13 protein-coding genes, 1 tRNA gene and 1 other annotated feature are annotated in these 15,505 nt (G+C 34.4%); of the genes, 1 reads left to right on the plus strand and 13 read right to left on the minus strand.

All coding sequences use genetic code 11. The features are described from left to right. Positions 1-10: 10 nt before the first annotated feature. The 5 genes from P0092_RS13610 to P0092_RS13630 all read right to left on the minus strand — a co-directional run bounded on the left by P0092_RS13610 (position 11) and on the right by P0092_RS13630 (position 7,883). Positions 11-4,333, minus strand: a complete 4,323-nt coding sequence (locus P0092_RS13610) for a leucine-rich repeat domain-containing protein (RefSeq protein WP_276186929.1) — start codon at positions 4,331-4,333, stop codon at positions 11-13. 141 nt (positions 4,334-4,474) lie between these two features. Continuing rightward, positions 4,475-5,428 (minus strand): hypothetical protein, encoded by a 954-nt coding sequence (locus tag P0092_RS13615; RefSeq protein ID WP_004621942.1) that lies wholly within the window; start codon positions 5,426-5,428, stop codon positions 4,475-4,477. A 33-nt stretch (positions 5,429-5,461) separates the two neighbouring features. After that, positions 5,462-5,848: a VOC family protein gene (locus tag P0092_RS13620; RefSeq protein WP_004621943.1), complete on the minus strand. Its 387-nt coding sequence runs from the start codon at positions 5,846-5,848 to the stop codon at positions 5,462-5,464. Positions 5,849-5,959: 111 nt separating this feature from the next. After that, a complete protein-coding gene (locus P0092_RS13625) occupies positions 5,960-6,799 on the minus strand; it encodes a helix-turn-helix domain-containing protein (RefSeq protein ID WP_004621944.1) in 840 nt (279 codons plus the stop codon). Between the two features lie 175 nt (positions 6,800-6,974). Then, positions 6,975-7,883 (minus strand): dockerin type I domain-containing protein, encoded by a 909-nt coding sequence (locus P0092_RS13630; protein WP_004621947.1) that lies wholly within the window; start codon positions 7,881-7,883, stop codon positions 6,975-6,977. A gap of 581 nt (positions 7,884-8,464) precedes the next feature. Here P0092_RS13630 and P0092_RS13635 point away from each other — a divergent pair. Beyond that, positions 8,465-8,860 (plus strand): hypothetical protein, encoded by a 396-nt coding sequence (locus P0092_RS13635; protein WP_131451652.1) that lies wholly within the window; start codon positions 8,465-8,467, stop codon positions 8,858-8,860. A gap of 224 nt (positions 8,861-9,084) precedes the next feature. On the opposite strand, the gene P0092_RS13640 is transcribed toward P0092_RS13635, so the two are convergent. The 8 genes from P0092_RS13640 to P0092_RS13675 all read right to left on the minus strand — a co-directional run bounded on the left by P0092_RS13640 (position 9,085) and on the right by P0092_RS13675 (position 15,501). After that, positions 9,085-10,638 (minus strand): 2-isopropylmalate synthase, encoded by a 1,554-nt coding sequence (locus P0092_RS13640; protein ID WP_004621951.1) that lies wholly within the window; start codon positions 10,636-10,638, stop codon positions 9,085-9,087. Between the two features lie 93 nt (positions 10,639-10,731). After that, positions 10,732-10,958: a binding site (T-box leader), on the minus strand. Positions 10,959-11,117: 159 nt separating this feature from the next. After that, positions 11,118-11,204 (minus strand) — tRNA-Leu (locus tag P0092_RS13645). An 89-nt stretch (positions 11,205-11,293) separates the two neighbouring features. Beyond that, on the minus strand, positions 11,294-11,821 hold the full coding sequence (locus P0092_RS13650; protein WP_004621953.1) for a hypothetical protein: 528 nt from the start codon (positions 11,819-11,821) through the stop codon (positions 11,294-11,296). Positions 11,822-11,866: 45 nt separating this feature from the next. After that, entirely contained in the window at positions 11,867-12,499 is a 633-nt protein-coding gene (locus P0092_RS13655; protein ID WP_004621955.1) for a helix-turn-helix domain-containing protein, read from the minus strand. A 30-nt stretch (positions 12,500-12,529) separates the two neighbouring features. Beyond that, complete coding sequence (locus P0092_RS13660) at positions 12,530-12,814, minus strand: hypothetical protein (protein ID WP_004621957.1); 285 nt, start codon at positions 12,812-12,814, stop codon at positions 12,530-12,532. An 88-nt stretch (positions 12,815-12,902) separates the two neighbouring features. Beyond that, a complete protein-coding gene (locus P0092_RS13665; RefSeq protein WP_004621959.1) occupies positions 12,903-14,294 on the minus strand; it encodes a DUF342 domain-containing protein in 1,392 nt (463 codons plus the stop codon). A 10-nt stretch (positions 14,295-14,304) separates the two neighbouring features. Beyond that, the gene (locus P0092_RS13670) at positions 14,305-15,069 is read right to left on the minus strand and encodes a FliA/WhiG family RNA polymerase sigma factor (protein ID WP_004621961.1); all 765 of its coding nucleotides are present in this window, start codon (positions 15,067-15,069) and stop codon (positions 14,305-14,307) included. Positions 15,070-15,111: 42 nt separating this feature from the next. Then, positions 15,112-15,501, minus strand: a complete 390-nt coding sequence (locus P0092_RS13675; protein ID WP_004621964.1) for a nucleotide exchange factor GrpE — start codon at positions 15,499-15,501, stop codon at positions 15,112-15,114. Between the last annotated feature and the right edge of the window lie 4 nt (positions 15,502-15,505).

The following is a 15,505-nucleotide window of genomic DNA, read 5'->3' on the forward strand; positions in this document are numbered from 1 at the left end:
TAATTGTTGATTATATTTGAACTGTAAAGAGTTTATAATCGGAAATGTTTCCGTATGCATCTTTTGCCCATGCATAATATGTTCCATTCGTATTTGTTGTCCATGTTACTGTTGAGTTTACACTATTAGCAATATTATTCCATGAAGTAGGTATTGTTGCGTCAGAAGTAACCATCCAATATGAAACGCCCGAATAATTATCCGTGAATGATAATGTTACACAAACTGGCACAGTTGTTGTTTCTATATTTAAAACATTTACAGTAGGTGCTGTTTCATCGATTGCAGTCCAAGCATATACTCCGGTATAAAATGCTGATGCTGCTAACGCAACAGAATTCTCCGGGTAATAATAAACGCCCATGACTCTATAGAACGCGGAATCACCTATAAATTGTATATTCTTTGGAATGATGATTCTATTCGTGGTTGAGCCAAGACATGAACTAAATGCATAACTTTCAATTGTGGTTACTGTATATGGAATTGATATAAATTGCAATTTCACACAATTATAAAATGAATATTTGGAGATTGTTGTTACAGAATAAGGTATTGTTATTGAAGTCAAACTCGAACAATTATAAAATGCATAGGAATCTATATTTATTATAGAATTTGATAATGGTATAGACGTTATTTTTGTACATCCATAGAATGCTGAGTCACCAATTGATTTAACAGCATTAGTCATTTGTACAGAGGTTAATCCTGTACAGTTCTTAAATGCCGAAGCTCCAATGGACGTTATCGCCCCTTCAATACTTATTGATGTCAACCCTGTACACCCAGTAAACAGGTAATCTGAGATTTTTTCTGTACCGTTTATTGTAATATTCCCATTTATTCCATAAAACGGTGAAGCGCTGCCTGAGTTTACGGATAGTGAACCATTTATTGTTATATATCTTAAATTACTGCAATTGTTAAATGCGTAGCTATTTAACAAAGTAGATACTCCATTAAATTCAATGGACTGGAGATTTATACACCCGCTAAATGAATATGTATCTATTGAAGTTACAGAAACCGGTATTGTTATTGTTGTCAACCCAGTACAATTAGTGAATGTATAAGAACCTATCAAGGTATTGGAACTTGGTAATGTTATCGACGTTATTCCTGTGCATCCATAAAAAGCATAATTATTTATAATGGTAACCGTACTTGGAATTGATATTGAGGTTATCCCCGAACAATTATAAAATGCATAAGAACTTATATCTATTATAGAATTTGATAATTGTATTGACGTTATTTTTGTACATCCATAGAATGCTGAGTCACCAATCGATGTGACAGCATTAGTCATTTGTACAGAGGTTAATCCTGTACAGTTCTTAAATGCTGAAGCTCCAATGGATACTATCGCCCCTTCAATACTTATCGATGTCAACCCTGTACACCCAGTAAACAGGTAATCTGAGATTTTTTCTGTACCGTTTATTGTAATATTCCCATTTATTCCATAAAACGGTGAAGCACTGCCTGAGTTTACGGATAGTGAACCATTTATTGTTATATATCTTAAATTACTGCAATTGTTAAATGCGTAGCTATTTAACAAAGTAGATACTCCATTAAATTCAATGGACTGGAGATTTATACACCCGCTAAATGAATATGTATCTATTGAAGTTACAGAAACCGGTATTGTTATTGTTGTCAACCCAGTACAATTAGTGAATGCATAAGAACCTATCAAGGTAATGGAACTTGGTAATGTTATCGACGTTATTCCTGTGCATCCATAAAAAGCATAATTATTTATAATGGTAACCGTACTTGGAATTGATATTGAGGTTATCCCCGAACAATTATAAAACGCATAGGAACCTATATTTATTATAGAATTTGATAATGGTATAGACGTTATTTTTGTACATCCATAGAATGCTGAGTCACCAATCGCTGTGACAGCATTAGTCATTTGTACGGAGGTTAATCCTGTACAGTTCTTAAATGACGAAGCTCCAATGGATGCTATCGACCCTTCAATACTTATCGATGTCAACCCTGTACACCCAGTAAACAGGTAATCAGAAATGCTTCCTGTACCGTTTATTGTAATATTTCCACTTATTCCATAAAACGGTACAGCACTACCTGAGTTTACGAACAACGAACCGTTTATTGTTAAATATCGAAGATTGCTGCAATTTTTAAATGCATAGCTATTTAACAAAGCAGATACTCCATTAAATTCAATGGATTGAAGATTTAAGCACCCGCTGAATGAATATGTACCTATTGAAGTTACAGAAACAGGTATTGTTAGTGTTGTCAAACAGGTACAATTAGTGAATGCATAGGAACCTATCAAGGTAATGGAACTTGGTAATGTTATCGACGTTATTCCTGCACATCCATAAAAGGCATAGTCTCCAATTGACGTTACTGAATCACAAATTGTAATTTTGCTTAGCATTGTACATCCATAAAAAGCATAAGACCCTATTTTTGTTATAGAACCTCCAATGTATACTGATTCCAAATTGGTACAATCCTTAAATAGGTAGTTTGGTATTTGATCAGTACCGTTTATTGTAATATTTCCACTAAATCCAGAGAACGGTGCATAGGTAACATCTGTACCAGTTACTGAAATTTTCCCATTAATTGTAATAGAATTTAAACTGTTACAATTTTTAAAAATATAACTACTCAACACTGTAGAAGTTCCATTAAATTCAACTGATTGAAGACTTGTACATCCGTTGAACACATATGTACTTATTGATGTTACAGAACTAGGTATTGTTACTGTTGTCAAACCCGTACAATTAGCAAATGCGTAGGAACTTATTGATGTAATGGAATTTGGTAACGTAATTGACGTAATACCTGTACATCCATAGAAAACATAATTATTTATAATTGTAATAGTACTTGGGATTACTATTTTCGAAGTTATACCTGAGCATCCATAGAAAGCATAGGACCCTAAACTTGCAACTGAATCCGGAAGCGATATTGAGGTTATTCTAGAGCAATTATAAAAGGCTTTATTACCTATTGTAGTAACTGTAGACGGAAGATTTATATATGAGAGATTTGTACATCCATAAAATGCGGAAGCACCAATTGTTGCGACTGCGGATATTTCTACGGAAGTTAAACCCGTGCACCCATAGAATGCAGAAGACCCTATTGCTGATATAGAACCTTCAATGCTGACTGATGTCAAGCTAGTACAATCCTTAAATAGGTAATTTGGTATTTTGCCGGTACCATTTATTGTAAGATACCCAATAAAACCTGAGAACGGGGTATATGTAGCATCCGTACCAGTTACGGAAAGAGTACCGTTTATTGTAATAGTGTTTAATTTATTGCAGCCTTTAAAAATATAGCTATTTAACGCTGTGGAAGTTCCGTTAAATTCAACCGACTGAAGACTTGTACATCCGTTAAACACATACGAACCTATTGAGGTTACGGAACTGGGTATTGTTATTGTTGTCAGGCCCGTACAATTAGTAAATGCATACGAACCTATTGAGGTTACCAAACTGGGTATTGTTATTGTTGTCAGGCTCGTGCAATTAGTAAATGCATACGAACCTATTGAGGTAATTGAGTCGGGCAAAGTTACAGACCGTATTTGTGAGCATCCGTAGAAAATATAGCTATTTATGACTTTAATAGTACTTGGAATCACTATTTTGGAAGTTATTCCTGAGCATCCATAAAAAGCATAGGACCCTAAACTTGTAACTGAATTAGGAATCGATATTGAGGTTATTCTAGAGCAATTATAAAAGGCATTATTACCTATTGTATTAACTGTAGACGGAAGATTTATATATGAGAGATTTGTGCATCCATAAAATGCAGAAGACCCTATTGATGTAACAGTACTGGGTATATCTACCGAAGTTATTCCAGTACATTGATAGAATGCACTAGAACCTATACTAGTTACAGTGTTACCTAAAGATACATAGTTTAATGCAGATAATTTATAGAATGCACTGCTATTTATTGTCTTTACGGTACTCGGTATTACTATGCCAGATACATTAGCCTTTGCTGTAGAGTTGGATATTACTGGATATGATGAACTAGCTCCGCCAACACTAATAACAGTATATCCTGCAACAGTAGTTGGAACAGTAACAGTTCCTCTAAGAGTGGAAGTTGTACAATAAACATTTGTGGCGTAACCATTTGAAAGTGTATATACCCAGGTCCCATCAGTACCTCCAGTCTGAATTGTAGTAGATGCTGCATTTGCAGTGTCTGGGCAGATACTTGAACCTATCAGCAATAACATTACAATTATTGCTGATATCCACCATTTTGAAATCACCTTCTTAAATATAGCCTTCATAGATTTCCTTCCATTTTATTGTATTTTTTGTATTTATTTACATTATAATATATTTTCTTTATTTTTGTAATAAATAGTTTAGAAGGAAAAGTATAATGAAAAACCTTGAAAGTGCTTTTGAAAAATATTAATCCCTACATACTAAGTTTTAAATTCATCCAACCTGCAAAAGTTTTTTAAATAAATGATTTTATCAATGGCAACTCTGGCTTTCCACCAATTTTCACTTATGGCGAATTCCTTTGAAAATCTCTCATTGTTTTCAAACCAGCTCCATGTAATATTCCAAACGCCATACTGAGGCCTTGTATCAATTAGGTAATCAAGCTCTTTTGCTATAATATCCTTATTATCCTCATAAAAGATACTTTCAGGAGAATTTATATAATCTGAAGGTCTTCTGGTATAATAAAGCCATTTAGAGGTATCTCTTTCTATAGAATTATATACAAGCTTTTTTATTTTTTCTGTAAGGGATTTATGGTCAAATTGTAACGCCAGCCCTGTTTTTTCCAAAGTGTCAAGTAACACACAGTAACCCCCTATTCCCATTTCTCCATAATTGTCCGCTGTGCTGAGCTTGCCGATTATAAAGTCAGAAATCCTTAGAGCCTTATTGGATATTTCAGAGTCTTTATCTGCATTCAATAATATGAAACCTGCAATTTCAGCGGATAGTCCAATGCCTTCGAAAGCATTGGCTTCCATGCTGTATGTCCACCAAGGTGCATGGGCGTGGTCGTCATTGGACGGGATATTAAAATACCACCCGTTTTCAGAAAAATAAGCATCACTTCCCAGAAACTTAAATATTCCCTGTATTATCGGATGCTGCTTATCATTAAATCCAATTTCTTTTAAAATATTTATTGCCTTTAAGGTTGTATACGGTGATGAATTTGGATTCCAGCTGTCTGCTTCAAGAGCATGACCAAATCCGCCATCGTCATTTTGATAAAACTCCAGAGCAGAAAGCACTGCCTCCTTACTGCCGTTTTCAAAGTAATACTGCCAAATTGCCAATTCAATAGTTCTTGCATTACGATATATCCATGACTTAATCTCTGTGTAGTCTTTTAATGTAAGTTTTTTCATAATATCACCTCTCGAATATTTTATAACAAAGTATTATATGAACAGGCACCACCATACACCGTACTTATCTATCAGTTCTACACCACATGGACTGAAAAACAGTTCACCAAAAGGAGTAATAATTTCACTACCATCTTGCAAGATTTCATATGCTTTACGTACCCGATTATCTTCACCTGCTCCAAATTGAATACAAAACTGCATGGTATTGCCAGTAAGCCTTTTGTTTCCTCCGGCACGAGTAGTGTCATTAGCTTCACCAACTGCAATGGCTTGTCCGCAAACGTCAAGTTCTCTATGGATAACTATACCATTTTCGTCTACGTCCTGATAACCTATATTTGCATCAAACGCCTTCTTGTATAACTCGAAAGCCTCATCACTTCCCTTGACATAAATTTGAAGTATTGCTCTAAACATATATAACCCTCCCCAGTGTATTTTACACTTTTTACCTGATACTCAAGTACTTAATATTAAGTTTTTATATAATATCATTTTCAGTTTTTGTTGTATTGTAAAAATCCGACATCATCTGTTTTTATATGCAAATATTCGTGCATCTGCAGTAGATAAGGTGTGATATTTTTTGAAATCATTAAGTAAATGCGATTGGTCTGTATACCCATATTTGCAGACACTATCGTGAATATTTAAATTTGTATTATATAAAATATCCTGCCAAAGGTATTGGTAACGAACAAGACCTGAAAGCTTTTTTGGGGAAACCCCTATATTCTCTAAAAACAACCTTTCAAGCTGTCTTTGACTTACTGCCGTGAAACCGGCAAGTTCCGAAATATTGGCTGTACCTTTAGATTTTAAAATTTTATATACAGAATTCATTATATTATTGTTCTGTTTGTCATGGTTTATCTTCTTAATTAGGTATTGTTGAACCCTATCCGCTCTATCATGAAATAATTGATTTCTAATCAGTATATCATACAAGTCTCGCTTAAAGTTTTTAAAGTAGTCCTCAACTTCAACGAATGAATTAAGAACATGTTTCATGGATTTATCAGAAAATAATGGTACAGCCCAACAATAAAATCTAATGGCAAAGCAAGACATTGAGGATGAAACATTTTTTGTCTTATCTATAAATGTAGTATCACTTAGCCCTGCAAAAAAACCATCCAACTCATTTTTATCAGTATTAATGTTGAATATTATATCCATGCATGTATCAGGTATTACAAGCTTGTCTTTTATTTTGATTGACGTAATATCTGAGTAAGGCTTCCGGGTACCCCAAAAACAACATATGTAGGGTTTTAGTGCTTCACATGGCTGAATTTCAGTATAATATTCGTCATATAAAAACGGCTGTGCAGTAATTGGTCGATAAATATTATTTAATTTAAACATTTACTAATCCTTATATGTCTATTTATAGGTAGGTAAGATTACGCGGCAAATTTCTCCAAGATGTTAATCATATTATTACTTGTACAATGCCAAAAGTCAATATGGGCAAAAAACCAAGGGTTTCAGCTATTAGCTGAAACCCTTGGTTTTATATCAGAGGTTTACAATAGTACTTTTATTTGTAAGGTAAGGTTTTTACGATACCTAACAAATACTGCTTCATAATTGCAAAATCGATTGAATCTACAGTGTTATCATCATTGAGATCCAATACTTTAGTATATGTACGTTCAGAATTCAACAAATACATTTTAAACGCCAAGACATCCAATGAATCAACACTTCCGTCATTGTTATAATCCCCATATTTTATTTCAGGAGCACTAGTACCGAAAAAGTTAACTTTTTGCATTTCAGCCCACATAGCTTTTGCTGTTGCTACGCTTCCGGCTGTAGTAGGATGTATACCGTCAGATAGTGTATACTCTGATAAATGTCCGTCCCAGGTTGGTCTTATATCAAAGAAATATGTTTCCGGCTTTACTGCTGCGTTAGCTACTGTAGATTGCATTATAGGTCTTAACGCATCCAATTTTCCCTTTAACCCATTGAGATCTCCGTTTGGATTAGGATAGAATAAATAAAATACTTTAACAACGCCGTCACCTTTCATTTGTTTCAATAGATTAGTAACTGCATCTGTTGCATTCTTAATAAAAGGTGTGCTTTCATTATATGGTGCAGGAGTCCAACCTTGCAGACAATCGTTCCCGCCACCATCCATTATTACATACTTAACTTTACCGGAACTAATACCATTTGCGTACTGAGAAGGAATTCCATTATTTGCTAGTGTTGCTCCAGATACCGGATTGTTTCTAAATCTATCATTTGCACCTAAAACACCAGCATTTCTAGCTTCATTTTCCAAGGCTCTGACAATTTCACCGGACAAGGCAAAATAAGAATCGCCAATAATCATAACATCGCTTCCATTGATTTGAGGGGTTGCAGCAAAAATAGTTGCTGGTGCAAAACTTGTCAGAATAATAGCCATGATGATAGAAAATAAGAGTTTTTTCATGATTTTTACCTCCAAAAAATTTTTTTATAGATGAATTCACTTTTATTCTAAAATTTTTATTGTGAGGTTTTTATAATTTATATAAATACATTCTGGGAATTCATTTTATTACATTATATTACAAATTAATGATTATATAAAGAAAATATTGTAAGAATATACAAATTGATTCTACGGCAATAACTGATCGCATTTTAGGAAATAATTTACTTTTTATGTAAATTTAAGTTATAATTAATTGAAGTAAAATTTACAGACTTGAAAGTCCTATGTAATTCTATGGCAAGTTATGGTAAAAACAAAAAATTATATACCGTTCACCTGAAATATGCAGTTAAACAGAAAGGTGGTGGTCTTTATGAACAATGATTATTTAATTCTTTCAGAGTAAAGCGGTATATGCTATATTATTAAATCAGTTATTCGCCTATAGTTTTACATTTTCAGGACAGGTCTAACATCTTTCATGGCATTAATTGCTAATCTCAAAAATTTCAGGAGGGTAATACATGATTAATAATACTAGATTAAAAAGCAGGTTAAAAGCAACTATTGTTACATTAATTATGATAGTATCAATTATGATACCACAACTTACCTTTGCCCAAGGTACATACGATAGCGTTTATGGACCGGAACCAACACCGGCTGGAGGATTCTTCTGGTGGAAGTATTCAAATGACGTGAATGTAAAGACTTACAACACCTTCGATGCTACAGAGTCTGTAGAAGCTAATGTGACTGCTGATGCCAAAGGTGAATTTTCATGGGCTGGTCAAAAATTTTCTATTGGCGTTTCTGGCACAGTTAAATGTATATTTACTCGAAGCCGCTACGATTCATGGAGAGAATATGATAGACGATGGATAGAATTGAGAGACAGTACTTACACTGGTCATGACTATCTCCAGCATTGTAAAGTTTGGCAGAACCATGTTTACAACGGCTGGGTTTTAGGAAACTATTCAAAAGTCTAATTGCTATATAGTTTATGCAGTTAACAAAACGAGACTATAAATAATTTTGTGTATAAAGCCTTTTAGACTCAATGATGGATAAGTATTTCCAAAGTATTAGCTCTCAAAAATTTAATATTTTTTCAATTATTGCCAGATTGTTCTATTATATAGATTATATCTGGCAATAATTTTTAATAGTTATTTCTGTGCTTATACTTGTATTTTGCGTATCGGTACCCGTACTAATTCTCAAGTATGATTGAATTAATACCATTGATAAAAGCTAATGCACTTGCTTTAATAACATCTGTATCCATAGCACGAGCAGAATAAATTTTTTGATTATTATAGCCAATTCTTATGCTTACTCTTCCAAGTGCTTCCTTTCCTCTGGACATGCTATTAATTTTATACTCTTTTAGGTCTATATCCAATCCAACTATGTTTTTAATTGCAGAGTATAAAGCATCAATTGGTCCGTCTCCAACAGAACTATTTATAATAATTTCTTTTCCTTTCTTCATTTTTACTGTTGCAGTTGGAAAAATATCGTTACTGACTACCTGAAAAGATATTAACTCATATAAGTCAATTCCTTCGAATTGATTTCCTGCGTTATTGGCTAATGCTTTTTCATTACTGTATTTTTCAATTAAGTAGTAAATATCATGGTCATAGACTTCCTTCTTTACGTCAGCTAATTCAAGGAATTTATTGAAAAGATACTCAAAGCTTTCATCATCTTTAAATTTGCAGCCAATTTTTTCTGCTGCACTTTTGAATGCATGATGACCTGACCTTGCTGTCAAAATAATTTCCATATTTTCCACACCCACATCTTCCGGGGAAATAACTTCATAAACATCCCTTGACTTTAACAATCCGTCTTGATGAATACCCGAAGAATGTGCGAAAGCATTATCACCAGTAATGGCCTTGTTTACCTGTATATCAAGACCTGTTAAATTACTAACCAATCGAGAAGCTTTACATATTTCCTTTGTAACAATATTTGTATATGCATTGTAGTATTCAGCACGAAGTTTCAGCCCCATCACAACTTCCTCAAGTGCAGCGTTACCGGCTCTTTCACCAAGACCATTTATAGTACACTCTATCTTGTCTGCTCCATTTTTTATTGCAATTAGTGTATTCGCTGTTGCTAATCCTGTATCATTATGACAGTGAACACTTAGTATTACCTTATCATTCATATTCTTTAGACGATAGTTTATCTTTTTTACTAATTCTCCAAATTCCTCAGGTACTGCATACCCGACTGTATCAGGAATATTAATCATGGTCGCCCCAGCCTTTACAACCGCTTCAATCGTTTTCCAAAGATATTCAAAATCAGACCTTGAAGCATCTTCTGTTGAATACTGGACATCAGGCAAAAGTGTCTTTGCATACTTTACCGCACTAACTCCCATTTCTAAAACCTCGTCCTTTGACCTGTTGAACTTTTTCTCAACATGTACGGAAGAAGTACCGAGTACAATGTGAATTAATGGATTTTTAGCATACTTTATACTTTGATAGACTGCATCAATATCATTCTTTACTGCCCTGGCAAGTGCTGTTATAGTGCGGTCTTTACCAATACTCGCGACAATTTCCTTTACTGCGTTAAAATCCCCCTGTGAAGAGGCTGGAAAACCCGCTTCAATAATGTCTACATTTAAAGCTTTAAGTTGATGGGCCAACTCGAGTTTTTCATACAAATTCAGCTTTGCCCCCGGTACCTGTTCACCATCCCTTAATGTTGTATCAAGTACAAGTATTTTTCTACTCATAAAAAATCCTCCATTCTCAATCTCATATTATATATTTGAATCAGTTTAATGGCTAAACCCGGAATTTAACCATTAAAAAAACCCCATCTCTGTTATAGAGACGAGGTTTACTCGCGGTACCACTCTAATTAATTAATTAATAACTCACTTTTCAATGGCAAATACCATCTATCCTTATAACGGTGGAACTCCGGCTCACCCTACATTATCGGGCTGCAGTTCATGGATGAGTTCAAACCCTAAAAAACTATCGGTTCACACCAACTACCGACTCTCTGAAAGTTTTTAAGACTTCTACTATTTCCAATCATTACTTTTAATATTTACTTTATAATACCTATAAAAAATTTTTTAGTCAATACCTTTTCAAAATTTATATTGTACTATGTTATAAATACCTTTCTAATATCAGTATTTATTATTGCTGAATCGTACAAAATAAAAAAGGCTCCATAGACTAAAAATCTACGAAACCCTCTTGGTGCCGAAGACCGGAATCGAACCGGTACGATATCACTATCGCTGGATTTTGAGTCCAGTGCGTCTGCCAGTTTCACCACTTCGGCATACATAACATCTGCTGCTTGTATATAGTAACACAGAAAATCAGATAACGCAATACTAAAATTACAAAAAACCAATAAATTTTAACATGCTATTTAATACCGCATATTTTCTTTACGAGGTAGTCTAAATCCTCATTTTTCTTAAACTTATATGTCCCCGAAATAATCTTTCTTGAAGCCTTGTAAGAATTAATAACATTGGTAAAATCTTTTTCACTTGTTATAATTCCTTTATCAAAAAGTTGTTTCATAACATCTTCTGAAATATGACCGTCTTCAATTTTGACTACAATATTTCGTTCTTTAGCATCAGTACTTGTTTTGTTTTTATTTTCGGTGGATGTTTTATCTGCAACCTCTTTTGAAGGCTGAGAAACTGTACTCACTCCCGGTGATTTTTCACTTGTGGTATCTGCGGCTGTACTGTCTGCTGCAGAATTATTTTCATTTAGCAATTTAACCGGTTCAATTAAACCATAGCCCTTGGCACGACTGATTATCTCATTTTTGGTTAAATCCTTTTGTGTCCCCCCGGAATAAATCATCCCTGTTATTGCGGTTATAATCATTCCGATACCGATACCCAACAAAATACTTTTCTCGTGGACTTTTCTCATCTGTATACTCCTATGCGAATATCACTTCTATATTGTAAAATTGCACTATTTACTGCCGCTTAAACCACGTATAAGTCCGATTTCACCTTTTCCCATTTTCATTTTCTCTGCAATTTCGTCATTACTAAAGCCCTGTTCAATTAGTTGCAGTACTTGTTTTCTTCTGCTGTTAAGTACTAATTTTGAAGGCTTTTCAATGTCTTCCCTTGTATCAATTATTTCATCGTTTGCCTCGTTTTGCTGCTTTATACCGCTTTGCATATTCCTATAGCTCTGGATATTTGTAAGCTTCTGAATATCCTGATTAATTTGCTGATTAATTTTATCTACTTCAGTTGACAGCTCCGGAGTTGAAATAATCGGTTCCTCTATCTGTATCTGTTGTTGAATTTGATTAACAGGTTTTTCTTCAACTTTATCTTGGTCATCCATATCTTTAACTTTTTTAAAAAATTCCTGATTTTTTTCAGAAATAACTGTTACAACGTAATCAGACATTCTGTTAAGTTCATGTATCATTTCTTCTGAATCCTGAATTAGCCCAAACATCTCATCTTTTTTGCGATCAAATTCTTTAAAAAAGTCTTTACCGTTAGCCCTATCCATTAAAATAAGGAAAAGAGATACTGCTACCAAAATAACTCCCAAGAATATTATAGTAACGTAAAATGCTCCCATATCCACCTCTAGAACTTATCCTTTGTTTTATCAGACCCGAATGTCTATTGTGGGTCTGTCATCATCTTTATTCTGCCGTTTCTTTTTCTTTTCATTCTGCCTTGAACTATCTCTTTCCTGCTTTTCTTTAACACGATCATTTTGTACATTTTCTCTATTAACAACCTGTTTCAGCTTATTGTCTATTTTTGTCTGACCGGCTGTTTGTTGCTGCTGATGAATTGCCTGATTTTTATTAACATCATCGTTATAGATCTTTGATACTTCAGATGTCTTTGGAACTACCATCTGAAAATCTATAGGTTTTATTGACAAAAAAACCGCCCCCTATGCCGGATTTATTTAACTAATCCTTAGAAATACTTGTAATAAGCATATGGAAAGAGCATTAGCCAGCCTCTTATTACTTGTCAATAGCTCCAACACGTACATCTGCTCCGTCTCTGTACAAGGTACAGTATTGAAGAGGTTCTTTTACATACATCATACATGTTCCTATTGAAACCTTTACTCCGGGATAAATAAAACTTAGTGCACGTATCTTGCCATTGCCTTCCTGTTGCAACTTTTCATCCAAAATAGAAATTTCCTGTTTTACTTCCTGAATCTTTGTTGATAAATATACTTTTGTCCGGACACTCTTTGTTAAAATTTCCTGCTTATCCGGAGTCAATACACCCGCACTTTCCATTTTGCGTAATATTGTTATTGCCTGATCAGCCTTTTTTATGTCACTTTCCATTGAAACTATTTCTTCTCTTGCATTTTTATATCTTTCTCTTACAGAAGGATCTACACCTACTTCAACATCTGTAATTGTAGCCATATGTGATCCAATAACCTTTGCAACTACAATGTTGCCGACCTTACAGGTGCCTCCCACCAGAAGTCCCTTGTTTCCGGTAAGCTCAAGCTTGTTTCCGCATTTTACGTTACTGTGCATTATGGCTTCCGCCTGAATATTGTTACTTGCTTCTATGCTGCTGTATTCTATGTATCTGGCAACTATATCACCGCCGGCAATGAGTGTTCCTTTACCCATACCCTGCATTCCTCGCCGTAATATAATATTCCCGCCTGCTTTTATTGTTGCACCTTCAACAACCCCAAATACTTCAACATTTCCACCAGCTTCTACTGAGAAACCTGATAAAACATTTCCCTTTATAATAACGCTTCCTACAAAACTTACATTTCCTGTTGAATTATCTACATCAGCAGGAACTTCATGGTTTGTATAAACGCTTACTTTCGTAGCATCCAGATATTCAACCTCTCCCGCTGTTGTTGCAACAAGACTTTGTCCATCCTCAGATATTGCAACATTTTTGCCTCTTGGGAGCACCGCAGGTTTACCGTTTACAGCAGAAACAACTCTCCCTTTAACGGTTTTTCCTTCTACTCCTTTTACAGGAGGAACCAATGAGCAAAGTACCTGCCCCTCCTTTACTGACTGAATGAGATTTAACTCTCTGTAATTTATCCTGCCATCCTCCATTAGGGTTGGAGTTTTATTAACATCAGTATTAAAATGATATGTAACCATTCCATTTTTGCCGTTTTGTGGTGCTATTCCTTCGGCTACACAAAAGGCTTCATTATACAATGGGCTTTCAACAAGATATGATATTATATCTTCCTTGATTCCAAAAACTACTCTTTGACTGTCAAGAGCACCGATAATATCTTCTTTTTTAATTGCTATATTATCTCCGGTGTTGTAAAGTGTTATAAAAGCTTTTAGCTCGTCTGGTGAAACTGTAACCAAAATTTTCAAGTCTTTTTGTTCTACCATATTTTCTCCTTTACGATTCAAGCATTATCCTATGCCTAAACAGCTTTCCCTTCATTCTAAGAAGTGCTTTTGTATGCAACTGAGAAATTCTCGATTCAGTTACACTCATTATAGCACTTATTTCCTTTAAAGTCAGTTCTTCAAAATAATAGAATGTAATTACTGCTTTTTCTTTCTCAGGTAATTTATCTATAGAATCTGCAAGAAGTTGCTTCATTTCATTAAATTCCAGAGAAGCTTCCGGTTTGTCCTCTGTACTTTCACTGAATATTTCCAGCCCTCTCTCGTAGTTCTGTTCCATGAACTCGTCAAGAGACATCATTGAGGACACATTTACATCATTTAATAATTTATAAAAATCGTCCATACCTAATCCCATTTTTTCGGCAACTTCTTTATCGGTTGCAGTATGGCCTTTTTCATTTTCTATTTCAGCATATACTTTTTCGAGTTCCTTGTTTTTTTGCCTAAGTGATCTGGGAACCCAATCCATATCACGTATGCTATCTATAATTGAACCTCTTATTCTTAAAGAGGCATATGTTTCAAATTTAACACCCTTAGCGAGATCATATTTTTCTATTGCATCAATAAGTCCAAATGCTCCGTATCCAACTAAATCATCAAATTCCACATTGGAACCAAAATATATACTTAACCTTCCTGCAACATACTTTATCAGGTATGCATATTGAATTATTAGCTTTTCTTTTGCAGCAGCCTCTTTATTTTCAATATACTGTTTCCACAGCTGATTAGTACTTTCGCTAAACATGTTAGTCCTCCAATTAGTATCTTACTATAAATATCACTAAAGTTACTCTTTCATTCTAGTCCTCACTGCCTGTGATAAATCTAGTGGAGTAAAGCCATCGTCTAGATTGCTATCTGCAACTAAATCCAGGTTTTTACCTAAATGTTGCTCTTTGCCCAATTTTTCTGCCTTTTCTCTTTCTATTCTTAATCTCTCCTGATTTTCCTTTTCCTTCTTTTCCCTTTCAGCTTGAGCCTTCAACTTGTTTTGTTCTTCTACAATGCCAGTAATAGTTGCTTTTAATAGTGTCCCTATGAAATAAAATATTACCATTGCAATCATCATATATATACAAGTCTGATTTACACTTCTGTTATTGCTAATACCGATTAATCCCGTTATAATAGCTGCAAGTAATGCAAATAGAAACGGTATTTTCATGATTGTCTCCATTCTT

This window comes from Ruminiclostridium papyrosolvens DSM 2782 (assembly GCF_029318685.1).
GTDB classification, from domain to species: Bacteria; Bacillota; Clostridia; order Acetivibrionales; family DSM-1351; genus Ruminiclostridium; species Ruminiclostridium papyrosolvens.

Bases quoted from the DNA above. Each gene is read 5' to 3' on its own strand.
- P0092_RS13610 (WP_276186929.1), bottom strand. From the start codon at position 4,333: ATGAAGGCTATATTTAAGAAGGTGATTTCAAAATGGTGGATATCAGCA.
- P0092_RS13615 (WP_004621942.1), bottom strand. From the start codon at position 5,428: ATGAAAAAACTTACATTAAAAGACTACACAGAGATTAAGTCATGGATA.
- P0092_RS13620 (WP_004621943.1), bottom strand. From the start codon at position 5,848: ATGTTTAGAGCAATACTTCAAATTTATGTCAAGGGAAGTGATGAGGCT.
- P0092_RS13625 (WP_004621944.1), bottom strand. From the start codon at position 6,799: ATGTTTAAATTAAATAATATTTATCGACCAATTACTGCACAGCCGTTT.
- P0092_RS13630 (WP_004621947.1), bottom strand. From the start codon at position 7,883: ATGAAAAAACTCTTATTTTCTATCATCATGGCTATTATTCTGACAAGT.
- P0092_RS13635 (WP_131451652.1), top strand. From the start codon at position 8,465: ATGATACCACAACTTACCTTTGCCCAAGGTACATACGATAGCGTTTAT.
- P0092_RS13640 (WP_004621951.1), bottom strand. From the start codon at position 10,638: ATGAGTAGAAAAATACTTGTACTTGATACAACATTAAGGGATGGTGAA.
- P0092_RS13650 (WP_004621953.1), bottom strand. From the start codon at position 11,821: ATGAGAAAAGTCCACGAGAAAAGTATTTTGTTGGGTATCGGTATCGGA.
- P0092_RS13655 (WP_004621955.1), bottom strand. From the start codon at position 12,499: ATGGGAGCATTTTACGTTACTATAATATTCTTGGGAGTTATTTTGGTA.
- P0092_RS13665 (WP_004621959.1), bottom strand. From the start codon at position 14,294: ATGGTAGAACAAAAAGACTTGAAAATTTTGGTTACAGTTTCACCAGAC.
- P0092_RS13670 (WP_004621961.1), bottom strand. From the start codon at position 15,069: ATGTTTAGCGAAAGTACTAATCAGCTGTGGAAACAGTATATTGAAAAT.
- P0092_RS13675 (WP_004621964.1), bottom strand. From the start codon at position 15,501: ATGGAGACAATCATGAAAATACCGTTTCTATTTGCATTACTTGCAGCT.